The organism is Sinorhizobium fredii USDA 257, assembly GCF_000265205.3.
GTDB classification, from domain to species: Bacteria; Pseudomonadota; Alphaproteobacteria; order Rhizobiales; family Rhizobiaceae; genus Sinorhizobium; species Sinorhizobium fredii_B.
Window position 1 is genome coordinate 146138 of record NT_187163.1, and the last position, 13366, is coordinate 159503.

At 59.1% G+C, this 13366-nt stretch carries 13 protein-coding genes and 4 pseudogenes; 8 read left to right on the forward strand and 9 right to left on the reverse strand.

Translation table 11 applies throughout. The features are described 5' to 3' along the window. Positions 1 to 2 precede the first annotated feature (2 nt). Genes USDA257_RS31025 through USDA257_RS31055 form a run of 7 tightly spaced genes read right to left on the reverse strand, consistent with a single transcriptional unit; the run spans position 3 to position 5137 of the window. A complete protein-coding gene (locus USDA257_RS31025) occupies positions 3 to 233 on the reverse strand; it encodes an EexN family lipoprotein (RefSeq protein WP_014857960.1) in 231 nt (76 codons plus the stop codon). After that, positions 230 to 928: a P-type DNA transfer protein VirB5 gene (gene virB5, locus USDA257_RS31030; RefSeq protein ID WP_014857961.1), complete on the reverse strand. Its 699-nt coding sequence runs from the start codon at positions 926 to 928 to the stop codon at positions 230 to 232. Before virB5 ends, USDA257_RS31025 begins: the two co-directional genes overlap by 4 nt. After that, a complete protein-coding gene (locus USDA257_RS31035) occupies positions 928 to 3309 on the reverse strand; it encodes a VirB4 family type IV secretion/conjugal transfer ATPase (protein ID WP_014857962.1) in 2382 nt (793 codons plus the stop codon). Before USDA257_RS31035 ends, virB5 begins: the two co-directional genes overlap by 1 nt. Then, positions 3302 to 3643: a type IV secretion system protein VirB3 gene (locus USDA257_RS31040; RefSeq protein WP_014857963.1), complete on the reverse strand. Its 342-nt coding sequence runs from the start codon at positions 3641 to 3643 to the stop codon at positions 3302 to 3304. The genes USDA257_RS31035 and USDA257_RS31040 overlap by 8 nt, the downstream gene beginning before the upstream one ends. Positions 3644 to 3647: 4 nt before the next feature. Further along, positions 3648 to 3947: a TrbC/VirB2 family protein gene (locus USDA257_RS31045; protein WP_014857964.1), complete on the reverse strand. Its 300-nt coding sequence runs from the start codon at positions 3945 to 3947 to the stop codon at positions 3648 to 3650. After that, positions 3944 to 4615: a lytic transglycosylase domain-containing protein gene (locus USDA257_RS31050; protein ID WP_014857965.1), complete on the reverse strand. Its 672-nt coding sequence runs from the start codon at positions 4613 to 4615 to the stop codon at positions 3944 to 3946. Before USDA257_RS31050 ends, USDA257_RS31045 begins: the two co-directional genes overlap by 4 nt. 3 nt (positions 4616 to 4618) lie before the next feature. After that, the gene (locus tag USDA257_RS31055; protein WP_014857966.1) at positions 4619 to 5137 is read right to left on the reverse strand and encodes a hypothetical protein; all 519 of its coding nucleotides are present in this window, start codon (positions 5135 to 5137) and stop codon (positions 4619 to 4621) included. 96 nt (positions 5138 to 5233) lie between these two features. Here USDA257_RS31055 and rctA point away from each other — a divergent pair, with 96 nt between their 5' ends. Continuing rightward, complete coding sequence (rctA, locus tag USDA257_RS31060; protein WP_014857967.1) at positions 5234 to 5602, forward strand: conjugative transfer repressor RctA; 369 nt, start codon at positions 5234 to 5236, stop codon at positions 5600 to 5602. Positions 5603 to 5820: 218 nt separating this feature from the next. On the opposite strand, the pseudogene traI reads toward rctA, so the two are convergent. After that, a pseudogene (gene traI, locus USDA257_RS34800) lies at positions 5821 to 6499 on the reverse strand (acyl-homoserine-lactone synthase TraI). 387 nt (positions 6500 to 6886) lie between these two features. Here traI and repA point away from each other — a divergent pair. From repA to repC (USDA257_RS31080), 3 genes and pseudogenes are all read left to right on the forward strand, one after another. Beyond that, positions 6887 to 8074, forward strand: coding sequence for a plasmid partitioning protein RepA (gene repA, locus USDA257_RS31070; protein ID WP_014857970.1), 1188 nt, complete (start codon positions 6887 to 6889; stop codon positions 8072 to 8074). A 74-nt stretch (positions 8075 to 8148) separates the two neighbouring features. Further along, on the forward strand, positions 8149 to 9135 hold the full coding sequence (gene repB / locus USDA257_RS31075) for a plasmid partitioning protein RepB (protein WP_014857971.1): 987 nt from the start codon (positions 8149 to 8151) through the stop codon (positions 9133 to 9135). Between the two features lie 155 nt (positions 9136 to 9290). Next, positions 9291 to 9602 (forward strand): annotated as a pseudogene (repC, locus tag USDA257_RS31080) (plasmid replication protein RepC); the annotation flags it as partial. Here repC (USDA257_RS31080) and USDA257_RS31085 read toward each other — a convergent pair. After that, positions 9600 to 10679, reverse strand: coding sequence for an IS630 family transposase (locus tag USDA257_RS31085; RefSeq protein WP_037446536.1), 1080 nt, complete (start codon positions 10677 to 10679; stop codon positions 9600 to 9602). The pseudogene repC (USDA257_RS31080) and the gene USDA257_RS31085 sit on opposite strands and share 3 nt — an antisense overlap. Here USDA257_RS31085 and repC (USDA257_RS31090) point away from each other — a divergent pair. The 4 genes and pseudogenes from repC (USDA257_RS31090) to USDA257_RS31100 all read left to right on the forward strand — a co-directional run bounded on the left by repC (USDA257_RS31090) (position 10657) and on the right by USDA257_RS31100 (position 12979). Further along, complete coding sequence (repC, locus tag USDA257_RS31090; protein WP_223843484.1) at positions 10657 to 11652, forward strand: plasmid replication protein RepC; 996 nt, start codon at positions 10657 to 10659, stop codon at positions 11650 to 11652. The genes USDA257_RS31085 and repC (USDA257_RS31090) overlap by 23 nt on opposite strands. A 229-nt stretch (positions 11653 to 11881) precedes the next feature. Beyond that, a pseudogene (locus USDA257_RS38885) lies at positions 11882 to 12246 on the forward strand (NYN domain-containing protein); the annotation flags it as partial. A 147-nt stretch (positions 12247 to 12393) separates the two neighbouring features. After that, a pseudogene (locus USDA257_RS38890) lies at positions 12394 to 12613 on the forward strand (OST-HTH/LOTUS domain-containing protein); the annotation flags it as partial. 159 nt (positions 12614 to 12772) lie between these two features. Then, positions 12773 to 12979: a cold-shock protein gene (locus tag USDA257_RS31100; protein WP_015633548.1), complete on the forward strand. Its 207-nt coding sequence runs from the start codon at positions 12773 to 12775 to the stop codon at positions 12977 to 12979. Positions 12980 to 13366: the final 387 nt, after the last annotated feature.

Below are 13366 nucleotides of genomic sequence, written 5' to 3' on the forward strand. Positions count from 1 at the left end.
CATCAACCTCCCAACGATTGCCGCATGCGCTGGAGCCGCAGCTTGCCGTCGGCGCTTTCCGCGTTTTGGCAAGTCGCGGTATCGCGGAGCTCTCCTGGATTGTTGCGGCACTTCGTGACGATGCTGGAAAGCAGCGCTTCGTCCGCCACCAGTTCTTCAACCGTGTAGGTCCGCTCCTGCTCCGAGCAGGCGGCCAGGCCAAACATCGTCAGAAGAAGCAGCGATCTTCTCATTGCAGGGCCGCCTTGATCGCATCCATGCGCTGGCGCCAGTCCTCGGCCTTGCGCTGTTCATCGACCTGAACCTGCGCCTGCTGCACCATGCGCAAGCCTTCCATCCGCAACACATCGGTCTGAAGGAAGGCCTGTTCGGCCTGAAGCCGAGCCTGCAGGTCGGCGATATCCTTGGCGTCGCCTGCCGTCGATATCTTCTCGCGCAGCTGGTCGATGCCGTCGATACGCTTGGTCGCGGCATCATAAATCTGTTGGCCGAGGCTCATCTGACCGGCGTTCTTGTTCTGGATGCGCGAAAGCTCCTGCGCGTAGAAGTCGTCGGCGTTGGTTCGATAGGTCGTATTACCTTCGAGGAATTTTGAGGCTGAGTCAGCGAAGACGCCCGTACCGTTGGCCTTGAACAGGCCCTCGATGGCGCTGAAGTCCGCCGGCAGCGCTTTGCGAATGGCCGGATCGTTCAAGACGCTGGCAACATCTGCCATGTCGGTGAGCTTGTTGAGCGAACCGTAGAGCTGCTGTGCCTGCTCGATCTGCTGATTGAGCGCATCGAGTTGCGACTTGAGCTCAGCGATCGTCTCAATGTGCTTGGCGATCGCCGTCTGGTCGATCACCGGGATCCCCTGCCCTGCCGCACCGCTGGCGGAAAGGATGAGCACGGAGGCAATCGAAGCACAATGAAGTCGATAGGAAGCCATCAACTTGCACTCCTTCTCTGCTGGAAAATCGGAAGCCAATCCTTGGCATCGTTGCCGACCTCGGCACGGATCGCATCGGCAAGTTCGACGTTGGCGGTTCGGCCGGAGAGGATGGCGAGTTCGTCGTCGAAGCCCTTGAGGTCTAGCTCGGCGACGACGCTGTTATGTCCCTGCTTCAACACGAACCGCCGGCTCTCGACCGAGAGCTCGCGCGCGACCAGCTCGTATTCGCGCTCCGTCAGCTTGAAGCCATCGACATAGTCGGCATGATTGCCGCGGGAGTTCGGCAGGAATATCTGCGTCGGGCATTGCTCGATGATGGTGTGAGCGATCGGCGAAACAATCGCATCCCGTGGACTCTGCGTGGCAAAGAGCATGAGTCCGTTCTGCTTTCGAATGGTCTTAAGCTTGTTCTGGGCGAGGTCCCGGAACCCCTCGTCCTGGAGCGCCTTCCAGAACTCATCGATCACGATGATGATCCGCCGGCCGTCGATCAATTGCTCGACGCGATGGAAGAGGTAGGCCATCAGCGGGGTCCGGATTTCCTCGTTGTCGAGGAAGTCGGTCATGTCGTAGCCGACGAACTTGCCGCCGATGCCGAATTCGCCGAAGCCGATATCCTCGATGACGTTGTCAAAGACCCAACCGAGTGGCCCTCCCCTCTCCCACCGCCGCAGCCTTGCCGCGATCCCTTCCGGATCGGTGTTGTTGAGAAAGGTCCTGAGCGCGCCGATCGTCCGACGCTCGACCGGCAGATCGGCAAGGCCGTCGATTGCGGCGGCGATGTCGCGGAGTTCGGTCACGCTCAGTTCCCGCGTGGTTGAGCCGACGAGCTTGCCGACCCAGCGCGTCAGGAACACCTTGTTCTCCGGCGTCAGTTCGAGCGCCTTTAAGGGGGCGCATCCGGTCGGAATGCCGTTCTTGAGGGGCAGATAGGTGCCGCCGGCGGCGCGCACGTAGAGGTCCGCCCCCCTGTCCTTGTCGAAGAACACTACATGCGGGTCGTGCTTCTCGAGTTGCGATAGCATGAAGTTGAGGAGCACGGTCTTGCCGGCGCCCGACGGTCCGCAGACGAAGGTGTTGCCGAGATCGCCGTAATGGAAATTGAAGTAGTACGGTGACCCGGACGCCGTCTTGAGCAGGGCGACGGCGGGCCCCCACTCGTTGGCGTCCTTCTGGCCGATCGGATAGGAGTGGAAGGGCGACAAGGCAGCGAAGTTCCGGGAGGTGATCGCGCCGGACCGGGCGCGATAGCGGAAGTTCCCCGGCAGCTGCGCCCACCAGGCCGCCTCAAGGCCAAGATCCTCGCGCGCGACGACTGCGCCGCCACTGGTCAGGCTGGCGCGTGCCTTGGCGAGGTTGTCGGTCAGTTCCTTCACCGATGGGGCGAAGACGGAAAGCGTCAGGTGGTGCTCGCCGAGCACGAACCGGTTGGACTCCAGATCGTCCATCGCCCCATCAAGCTCCTCGATCTGCGAGGCCGCCTTGTCGCCGCTGCTGACCATCTGGTTCTGCTTGCGGCCCATGATGACACGGGCGTCCGCCTTCGAGACGAAGGAGAAGGATTGCGCCAGGATCAGTTCGAAAGGACTGGTGAGCACGCCGTCGAGCATGCCGGTCCTGGTGCGGGCCGGATATTCCTTGAAACTCAGCATGCCGGCATAGCGGCTTTCTGCTTCGGGGCGGATCTCGACCGTCTCGCGGCCGACGATGACACGATCCGAGTAGATCGCCGACGCAATGCGGCCCTCGGTCAGGGGGATCGGCTCGCGTCGTCCGCCGACGAACTGATGCAGCACTTCGCTCGGCTCCGAGAACAACAGGCCGTCATGCTCGTAGAGGGACAGCACGCGGGGCTCGAAGCGTTTCAAAGCCGCCGTGACATCGACGACCTTGTCGCGAAGGTGCTTGAGGGCCTCCTCGTCGAGTTCCGCCCCTGCGCGACGGGCTCGGCGCAGGCGCGACAGCAGCTTTGCCGCCTTGTCTGCCGGATCGCGTGCCGGTGACCAGAGGATGGTCAGATAGAGGTCGTTGCGAAACAGGTCCTCGCCCACCATTCGCGCGCGATACTTGTCGTTGAGCGCCGCCGAGAACGGCGTAGTGAACGTGCCTTCCGGATAGCTGTTGTCGCGACGGCGGATGAGATGCGTCCATAAGGCAAGACGCTCGTCGGCGATGTTTCGGTAGAGCGTGTTGAGGTCGCGATGGAGGGCATTCAGGTCGAGAACATCCGCGGTCTCGAAGGAGACGCCTTCGAGCGCGATCATCACCATCAGCGCCCGGGAATCGAGCGCGATCGTCGACTCGTCGACGTGGCGGACATAGGGGATGAAGGTCTCCGGACCGAGTTCGCGAGATCTGAGTGTGGTCAGGCTAGGCAAGTCCGAGGTCCCTTTCGTCGTATTTGCGGGCGAGCTTCAGCGGTGCAAGCGTTGCCCCGCCCCAATAGGCGCTGTTGCGGGACCGGCCGCGTGTCTCCACCCAGGCCAGTAAGATGCGAAACATGTTGTGGTCGTGTTTGACGAGCGCGCGGAACACCAGGTGGAAGACGACGCCGACGAGCGCGTAAGCGATCGAGCCGGCGACGATGTAAAGGATGGTCGTCAGCATGACGTTCATGCCCATCGCTTCCATCGTCACGCCGGCGATCATCGCCGGGCGGGTGCAAGCAATGAACAGCGTGTCTTCCTCGAGCGCCGGCCGTGCGTTCGCCATGGCGTCAGCTTCCGACGATGGTGTTGACGAGTTCGGTGGCGCCGAAGATGCCGCCGATGCCGATGATCCAGAACCCTGCCCGTCTCAGATCCATGTAGCCGAACATCCAGGCAATGCAGATCACGATCACCGCGATCACAGCCAGCAGCTTGGCGATGTTGCCGGTCAACATGTCGACGATGTTCTGCAGCACGGTCTCGATGCCGGCGGCTTGCGCGAACGCCGGTTCGACCAGACTGACCACCATGGCGACGGCCATCAGGGTCGAGGCGGCGATCGGGCGGATACGGGAACTGAAGGTCATTCACTCTGCTCCATTTGACTGTTCTGAAACACGAGGACGGAAGATTGCCGTCGCGAATTGAAAACATCCCAGGACGCCGCCGATGCCGCCTCGTCGGCAGACCGGTCGTCCCTCGCCTTCTCCACCGCCACATCGACAGGGCTCTCTTCGGTGATCCCCCTCCCCTGCCCGCCATCTCCGATCATGAGAGCCGCGAGGGTTGTGCCGAGCCGCTTCACTTCCTGGCGGACCTGCTCGTCGTACTGGACCATGGCGCCGACGGAGGGATCGTCCCGTCCGTAGTAGGATTGCAGCATCACCTGTTCGGCTTGGTTCGGATCCGCGCCGGCCTTCATTGCGAGCCGGTAATATCCGTCGAGCAGTGTCGCGGTAGCCTGAAGGTTGAGGCAGGGATCGAAGGAGTCGGAGATCGAGAGCTTCAGCTTCCCGAGTTCTTCTGTGCCGATGCCGCCGAGACCGAGCTGGATGTCCTGCCGCTCGGCCGCCAGCGACGTGGCAATCTCGATCGCCTCCGCCTTGGTAGTGGGCTGCTCCGAGAGCGGAACGCCGCTGTTGATCCTGATGGCGAAGGGCTCGAATTGGCTTTCAAGGCTGACGACGCCGGCGAGTGTCTCGGCCGCAACTACGGGTGCGCAAGTTTGCGCCAGATCGAGGAAAGCAACAGGCATGGCTCAGTACCACACTCTTTGTTTGCCGACGCCGTCGATGGTCACGTCGATGTAATGAGGCTGCGGGCGGACGTTCGGCCGCGTCGTCACATAGCGTTGGCACTCTCTGCGGCCTTCGCTCCGCCGCCACGTTGCCGAGGTGATCCGATCATTGTTGGAATAGCATTCATCAGTTGAGACAGTCTGTGGCCCGGTCGAGATGCAGCTCGCCTCAAGCCCGCGATCACCATAGCGCGTTGTCAGGCGGTAGCCGTCGTTGCAGTAATAGGGCTCGTATCCGGGGCGCGAGGCGCGGAACCCAACGCCGCTGCAGGTGGGGAAAGAGTGTCCTTTTGCAAGCGCGCGCCAGAGCTTATGAATCGGCGGCCGGCACTCCGCATACTGCGTCGGACCGCCGGGATTGGAAAGGCACAGGATAACCTGGCATCCCCACTCATCCGCGCGCGCTTTGCCGTCGAAAACAAGATAGAATGACGCTAAGCTGGCTGCAGCGACGGCTGCCTGCACGAGAGACTTGTTCATGACCACCACCCTTCACCGACGCGATTGCGCGCAGAGGCCAGCAAGTTTTGCCACTTCGCGACTCGTTTTACGATCATATAACTGACAGTATAAAAGATGACAAGCGCACTCAACGCACATTGGCAAAGCCAGCTGTTTGCGGCTTACGCCTTGCAGGAAGTTCTCGACAAACCGATTGACGGAGAGACGCCACAATCGCGGCTGAAGCAGCTCGGGATGATGACGGTTCTCTACATGATGCATCAGAGCCACGAGAAGCTAACGCTTTCAAATATCGTCAAAATCACCGGATTGACGCGCAATGCCGTGGCGGAATCGATCGATCCACTCGTTGAGCGCGGCATACTTACAGAGACGATCGTAAAGAACTCCATGGGGCGCGGAACTGCCCGACAGTTTGAGTTCTGTCCGGAAGTTTTCGACCGTTTAAGGTTGGGAGCAGAGCAGGGAAAGTCAGGAGCGTAGTGACGGTTTTCTGACACGAACATCCTGTGTCGCTAGGTCTGTCAGGCGTTAGGTTACGAATCGAGGCGCAACCGTCGTTCTCGATACGCACAGCGTTCTTCTTGAGGTCATAGCGTTAGGTTTCCCGCTGAAGAACGCCGCCTTTTCCAACTAAAGACATTTGCGGCCGGTTTGACGCGATCCTCCATCCGAGCTTCCGCGAATCAGCCGCTCGCTCATCAGCGCGAGAGCCGTTCGGCAACTGCCGGGTTGACGCTATGCGCCACCAAAGGGTTCACACGAGTTCGCAGCTGGCCAAAAGCGGTGAGTTCAAAGCGGTAACTGAAAGGGCAAAGCCTCACAATGTCTCCGAATTGGCGGGCAGCGTGCCCGCCACGGCCATCGTAACGCCGATCTTCTTGGGCTCACCCAATCGCAGCAGTGGCCATCCGACTCGAGCGAGGATTCGCTCGAATCGAAGATCGGTCACGGTGACAATATCGGTGTAGTCATGCGCCATGCACCATTCGATGATGCCTGCGAACATCGTCAACGTCGTCTCATGGACCATACCGCCTCCCCTTCCCTCATCGAGACCCGTGTCGACGCAGAAGCGAGAGCTCTCGATCAGAAAGGGATGGGCCTTCAGTCCCTCGTTCGGAAGAAGCGAGGGAAAGACGTCATGGCCGGGCCAAGTGCTGGGAGAAGTCTGGCGCATCCTGCCACATGGCCGCTGTCCGACACGGTGATGATGTAGGTCGGTTGGAGACCATCGAAAGCATCCGATTCCCCACCGTCGAGAACGCTCACCTCCCAGCCTAGCCGATCGGAAAAGACTCGCGCTCGGCGCCTGTGGTGCTGTTCAAGAAGTTGCTTCCCGCGAAGATCTGGGTGCGCGGAAATCGCAATAACCTGCATGCTTGTCTTCGTCGTTGAAAATCGTCGCGGAGATGAGCACGGATCAGAATCGCTGGGCAGTTGTAGACTTCGACAAGGTTTTTGGTTGGGTGAGTCGCGAAGGTTGAACCCCAAACCAGCAGCACGGGCCGTCTCGTCAGGCGCGGTCGGGCTACTCCTGTAGGATTCACAGGAGAACAAACTAAGGACCATTTTTAAGGCGCCGCAACCTAACCCTTTGTTTCGTTGAAGAGAATTCGGTTTCGAGCCCGTGGGCTGCGCCGCTCGCAAGTGCGGTTGTTAAGTATTTGTTAACTCTATTTTTCTTGTCAGCAGGAGGGAATCGGGGCACAGTGACGATAATTTCTAATTTTCCGCAAAATATCGTGACTGAGGGCATCTGAAAAAATGAACGTGACAAAGCCAGTTTCAGAGCCATTACTGAGTTTTGCCGACACGATTCTGGATCAAGGCGGCGAAATTTCAAGCAAGCTCGACATGCTTCGAATCGAAAAATTCCCACCAAACGCGCAGAAGACCTTACGTCAATTCTCGCTAGCGGAGGTGGCGGATTTCGTCGGAGTCTCCCAGAGCTACTTGAAAAAGCTACACCTACAAGGAAAAGGTGTCGAGCCAACGGTCACTGCCACGGGCCGTCGATACTACAGTGCTGAACAGATGAACGAGCTGCGGTCGCTCCTGGATAGGGTCCCCCACCGCAACAAGGGCGAAAAGCTTCAAGTCATTGCGGTTGTGAATTTCAAGGGCGGTTCGGGAAAGACGACGACATCGGCTCACCTTGCACAGCACTTGGCACTCAAAGGCTATCGTGTCCTTGCGGTCGACCTCGATCCACAAGCCTCAATGACGGCTTTATATGGAATCCAGCCTGAGCTTGATGAGAAGCCGTCGTTTTATGAGTCCCTTCGATATGATGACAATCGCAGGTCGATCATCGAGATTATACAGCCCACAAACTTCCCAAACCTCGACATCGTGCCAGCGAATTTGGAATTGCAGGAGTACGAGTATGAAACACCGCTCGCAATGCAGCGGAAGGACTCGTCTGAAGGCAAGCTGTTTTATACGAGAATAGGCACCGCGCTGGCCGAGGTCGACGATCGCTACGACGTGGTGGTTGTGGACTGCCCTCCCCAGCTCGGCTACCTGACACTTACCGCGCTGACGGCTGCCACGTCGGTCCTCATAACTGTACATCCCCAAATGCTGGACATCATGTCGATGTCCCAGTTCCTGCTTATGCTAGGCGACATATTGAAGAGCATCGAGGGAGCGGGTGTAACGGTTAGTCTGGATTGGTTCCGGTACCTGATTACCCGGTACGAGCCTATGGACATTCCGCAGCAGCAGATGGTCGGCTTCATGCAGTCGATGTTTGCTCGGCAGATGATGAAAAACCACATGGTGAAGTCGACGGCCGTTTCGGACGCCGGACTAACAAAACAGACGCTCTACGAAGTGGAGCGCTCTCAATTTACCCCAGCTACCTATGACCGAGCGCGCGAGGCGATGGACCTGGTTAATTCGGAGGTTATCGAGTTGATGCATCAGGCTTGGGGGCGGCGACATGCGTAGAAAATTGTCAGCCGTACACATTGGTTTTTTTGCCAATGGTTTCACTGAGTTAGGCCAAGATCGGAGTGGACGTGATGGCTCGTAAGGATGTCTTCGCCAACATAACCAGTGGAGACGGAGCAAGGTCCGAGAGAAAAGCCACCCCTGGTTACGCAAGTCGAGGAGCCTCCCGGTCAATGATCAGTTCCCTCGGGGAGCTTGCACAGAAGGCGGCCAAGGCGGAACAGATCTTGCAGGGCGAGGCGGTTGTAGAACTCGACCCGAAAGAGATCGACAGCTCGTTTGTGTCTGACCGCATGGACGATGACGAGTTAGCGTTCAACGAACTCGTTGAGGCTATCCGGGAGCGGGGGCAGGATACACCGGTCCTTGTGCGGCCCCATCCAGTAGACGAAGGCCGTTATCAAATTGTCTTTGGACATCGACGCGTGCGAGCCGCCAAGCTCCTCAATCGAACAGTTAGAGCGGTTGTTAAAGAGGTCGCGGATGTCGACCACGTTGTTGCCCAAGGCCAGGAAAATTCGGCGCGCGAAAACTTGTCGTTCATCGAACGCGCTACTTTCGCCCAACAGCTCCTGGATCTCGGCTACGAGCGGCGAACCATAGAGCTGGCGCTGTCAATTGATCCCCCTATGCTGACGAGAATGCTGTCAGTCACCGGCAGGATCCCGGTGGAAGTCTCATCTGCCATTGGGGCTGCGAAAGGTGTGGGACGTGATCGATGGCTTGAGCTTGCCCAATTGATCGAGCGGCCTGAAAACTTGGCTACCGCACTTGCAGTGACGGCCGACGGGAGTTTCCCAGAAACGCCTTCCGATCGCCGCTTCGATCTGGTTCTCAATGAACTCAAGCGAGCAAGGAAGCCCGCAAAACGTGCTGTTGCGGCTACCACATGGCAGCCGAAGGACAAGAGCCTGTCCGCGGAATTCAAGAACACTGGCAAGAGCTTTTCGCTTTCATTGAAGGCGAAGGATGCCGGGAAATTTGGAAGGTTTCTCACTGAAAACCTGGAGCGCCTCTACGAGGAATTCAGGAAGGAAGAGAAAGTGCAAGGAGACTAAACCGTAAAAGAAAAAGGCCCCCAATCGACCCTCGTCGTGGAAGCCTCTCTCGTATTCTGAGCAAATCGAGAATCGCATTTCCACGAATCACTGTCAAGAGTCGTAGCCGTCGATAGGCGGGCGGATTTCTTTTGCCTCTTAGAAGGTGAAGAAAAATGCAGAGTGGGAATGTGACGACGCCCTTCGGGCGGCGGCCGATGACGCTTGCCTTGGTACGGCGACAGATTGCGACGACCGAGATCAAGCCCGGCAAATCGGCTGACAAGTGGAAAGTTTTTCGGGATGTATCAGAAGCACGGGAAGTGCTCGGATTACAGGACCGCAGCCTTGCAGTGCTTGACGCGTTGCTTACCTTCTATCCTGACAACGAGCTTCGCCAGGATGCGCAGTTGATTGTCTTTCCATCGAATGCCCAGCTGACACTCCGTGCGCATGGCATAGCCGGCGCCACGCTTCGAAGGCACCTAGTGGATGGAATCTAACACTTGGTGCCCCCGTTTGACGGCAGCGATGATTTTGTCGGGATCGGCGGTCCAGGTGAAGGGCTTGGGTTGTTGGTTGTGCTCTGTAAGGAAGCGGTTGATGGCGGCCTGGAGGTCAACGACCGAATGAAAGACGCCGCGCTTGAGGCGACGCTTCGACAGTTTGGCGAAGAAGCCCTCGACGGCGTTGAGCCACGAGCAGGACGTCGGCGTGAAGTGGAAGGTAAAGCGCTGATGGCGGTCGAGCCAGGCGCGCACCTTGGGATGCTTGTGGGCGGCATAGTTGTCGAGGATGACGTGGATCGCCTTGTCGGCCGGCACTTGGGCGTTGATGGCGTTGAGAAAACGGATGAACTCCTGATGCCTGTGACGCTGCATGTTCCTGCCGATGACGGTGCCGTCGAGCACGTTGAGGGCGGCAAACAACGTGGTCGTGCCATGCCGCTTGTAGTCGTGGGTCATGGTGCCGAGCCGGCCCTTCTTCAGGGGCAGGCCGGGCTGGGTGCGGTCGAGCGCCTGGATCTGGCTCTTCTCGTCGACCGACAGCACGATGGCATGGGCCGGCGGGTCGACGTAGAGGCCGACAACGTCTTTGAGCTTGGCGACGAACTGCGGGTCGTTGGAGAGCTTGAAGGCCCGCCAGCGGTGGGGCTGGAGACCGTGCGCCTTCCAGATGCGGCGCACCGCGCTGGCGCTGACGCCCACCTCGGCCGCCATCATGTCGGCAGTCCAGTGCGTCGTCTCGCCCGGCGGGTCGGCAAGCGAAAGCGCCACCACCTGCTCGCCGATCTCCGGCCCGAGCGGCGCAATGCGCGAGGGGCGCGTCTTGTCGCGCAAGAGACCCTCGAAGCCTTCCGTGGCGAAGCGCTCCTGCCAGCGCCACACGCAGGTCTTCGACTTGCCGGTCTGTCGCATGATCTCGACGGTGCCGACGCCATCGGCACTCAGCAGGATGATCTCGGCGCGCCAGACGTGCTTCTGCGGCGCATTGCGATCACTGATGAGGGCTCTCAGGCGTTGGCGATCGGTCGGCGAAACGGTGAAGGCTATTCCTGTGCGCATGCGCCACACTCGCATACGCACTCGCCAAAGGGAATCCCATACGGACTCTTATGTTAGGCGGATACCACTAGCCATTCTTGTCGAGGCAGGTCTGATCGTCCGGAAGGATAGTGCCAACGGCAAGCGCTACGCTAGAAAGGACAGGACAGGTGAGATCGAAAGTGCATTTGGCTTCGATATTTCACCACTCCTTTTGCGTGCCGAAGAGTTCGCACAGATGGCGCAGCAGGTCGCGGCCGATCGAGCGGCCTTGCGCCGAGCCAAGGAAAGTCTGACGATTTGCCGCCGTGACGTCCGAAAGCTCATTTCCGCTGCGATCGAGGAAGGCGCGTCGGGCGACTGGGAGACCATTGAGGAGATCTACATAGGCCTCGTGAGCAGGATTCCGCGCTCTCCGACGCTGGGCGACGTCACGTCAATCCTGGACGAGATGGAGCTCCTGCAGGGGGAGGTCGTCAACATCCTGGAAATGCAGAATAAAGACGAAAATATCAGCACCAATGATGCTCATGGTGAGCGCCACATACAGAATTCAAAATCCGACTCCATCCATGAATTTGAACCTAGCTCTGGAAAAGAGCAGGGGGCGAAGCCGGCGGATGATGATCCGCCCAAGCGGGAGCCGATCCGGAATTTCCCACTTGGCATGATACTGCGGGCCTGCCCCGAAATTACGATGTACGGACCAGGCGGCACGATCAGCAACTGGCGCGACATGATGGCCGCCGCGGTCGTCGTCCGGTCGATGCTGGGGGTCAGCCCGTCGGCCTACCAGGAGGCCTGCGAGGTCATGGGGCCCGACAATGCCGCCGCAGCGATCGCCTGTATCCTCGAGCGGGAAGGGCACATCAAGTCGCCCGGCGGATATCTCCGAGATCTGACGCGTAAGGCGGCGCGGGGCGAGTTTTCGTTGGGGCCCGTGCTCATGGCGCTTCTAAGGGCGAACGGGGCGGGAATGCAGAGGGCCTCATGATCATCGTTGTCGAGGCATCAGCGCGGCGGGTAAACCGACGTGGTGCGCGGAGATGCTTCCGAGTTCTTGATCAGTCAGAGCTACCCAACTGCGCGACACGACTCAAACACGGATCCCATGCTGGGCGCACACCAATGGACGGATTGGAAGGGCGTTTTCGGGCAGAACCTGACGAAGTTGTTTGGCTAGTCTGAATGGTCTCCTGGCGATTGGGCTGCGAGGAAGCGAAATGCCGTCTGAAACTCGGTCGCCCCGCCTCGCGGTCCTGATCGATGCCGACAACACTTCGGCCAAGATCGTCGACGGTCTGTTCGAAGAGGTCGCCAAGATCGGTGAGGCAAGCGTGCGGCGCATCTATGGCGATTTCTCCGGCACGCGCTCAAAGGGGTGGGCGGACGTGCTGGCAAAGCATGCCATCATTCCACAGCAACAGTTCGCTTATACGACGGGAAGAATGCCTCCGATATAACGTTGGTGATTGACGCAATGTACTTGCTGCACAGCGGCCGATTCGACGGCTTCTGCCTGGTTTCCTCTGACAGCGATTTCACACGACTGGCCGCTCGTATCCGCGAGCAAGGAGTCGATGTGTTCGGCTTCGGCGAGCAGAAGACGCCGGAGAGTTTTCGCCAGGCTTGCCGGTGGTTCGTCTACACCGAGAACCTGCTTCCCGGCGCGATCAAGGATGAGCAAAACACATCGTCTGTAGACAAGACGCTACAGTCAGCGAACGCCGACGTTCGGCTGATCAAGAAGGTGCTGTCGCAGGAGGACACCGAGGACGGCTGGGTCAATTTAGGCACCGTCGGCAAACAGCTTCTGAACCTGGCACCCGATTTCGACCCCCGCGCCTTCGGTTTCCGAAAACTCAGCGATCTGATCCGCGAGACGAACCAGTTCGAAGTTCGCCAGGCCGAGGGCGGTCCATCAGTATCGGGTGAAACAACGAAACAAAAAGTAGTGCCACCGCCCGGCGATTTGGAAGGGCTGGGAGTGTCGGGATGCGGCGACAGATCGTTCGGCTTTCCCCTGAGGCCAGAAGCGTCTATCAGTGCTGGCGCAAACAAAAGCTTCAGGCGAGCTCCGACGCTCGGCAAGACAATGATGAAAGGAAGACGTTATGGCGACCGGTACGGTAGAGTGGTTCAACGCAGCGAAGGGCTTCGGTTTCATCCAGCCGGACGACGGCAGCGCCGATGTCTTCGTTCACATTTCCGCGGTGGAGCGAGCAGGAATGCGTGGTCTGAACGACGGCCAGAAGATCACCTATGAGCTAGTGAAGGATCGCAAGTCTGGCAAGATGTCGGCTGACAACCTCCAGGCCTGAGCCGGATTGCGGAGGGCCGGGTTCGCCCGGCCTTTCCTGTTTGCAGCTGGAGGTGTGCGACATCGGTGCAGCGTCGCGGCTTGAAGCTGCTGCATCGCAACATTATCTTTTGAGTACCGAGGCGATTTCACCTCCTCCCGAGTCGTTGCGGTCCGACGGACAGCACTCCTCCTCCCAAGCTGTCAGTCACTTTTGAAGCCCGGCGCACCTCCTCCCGCGCCGGGCCTTTCGTTGCGCAAGCAGGTCATCATCGTAAGGATAGGCGGATCTCGATTTTCGACATTGTTGTCGATCACCGCCTCACATGAGAAATGCCGGGGAGGAATCATGGAAATCGGCGCCGGCGACCGCGAACTGATCGCGGTGACGAGACGGTTTTTGCGGCGA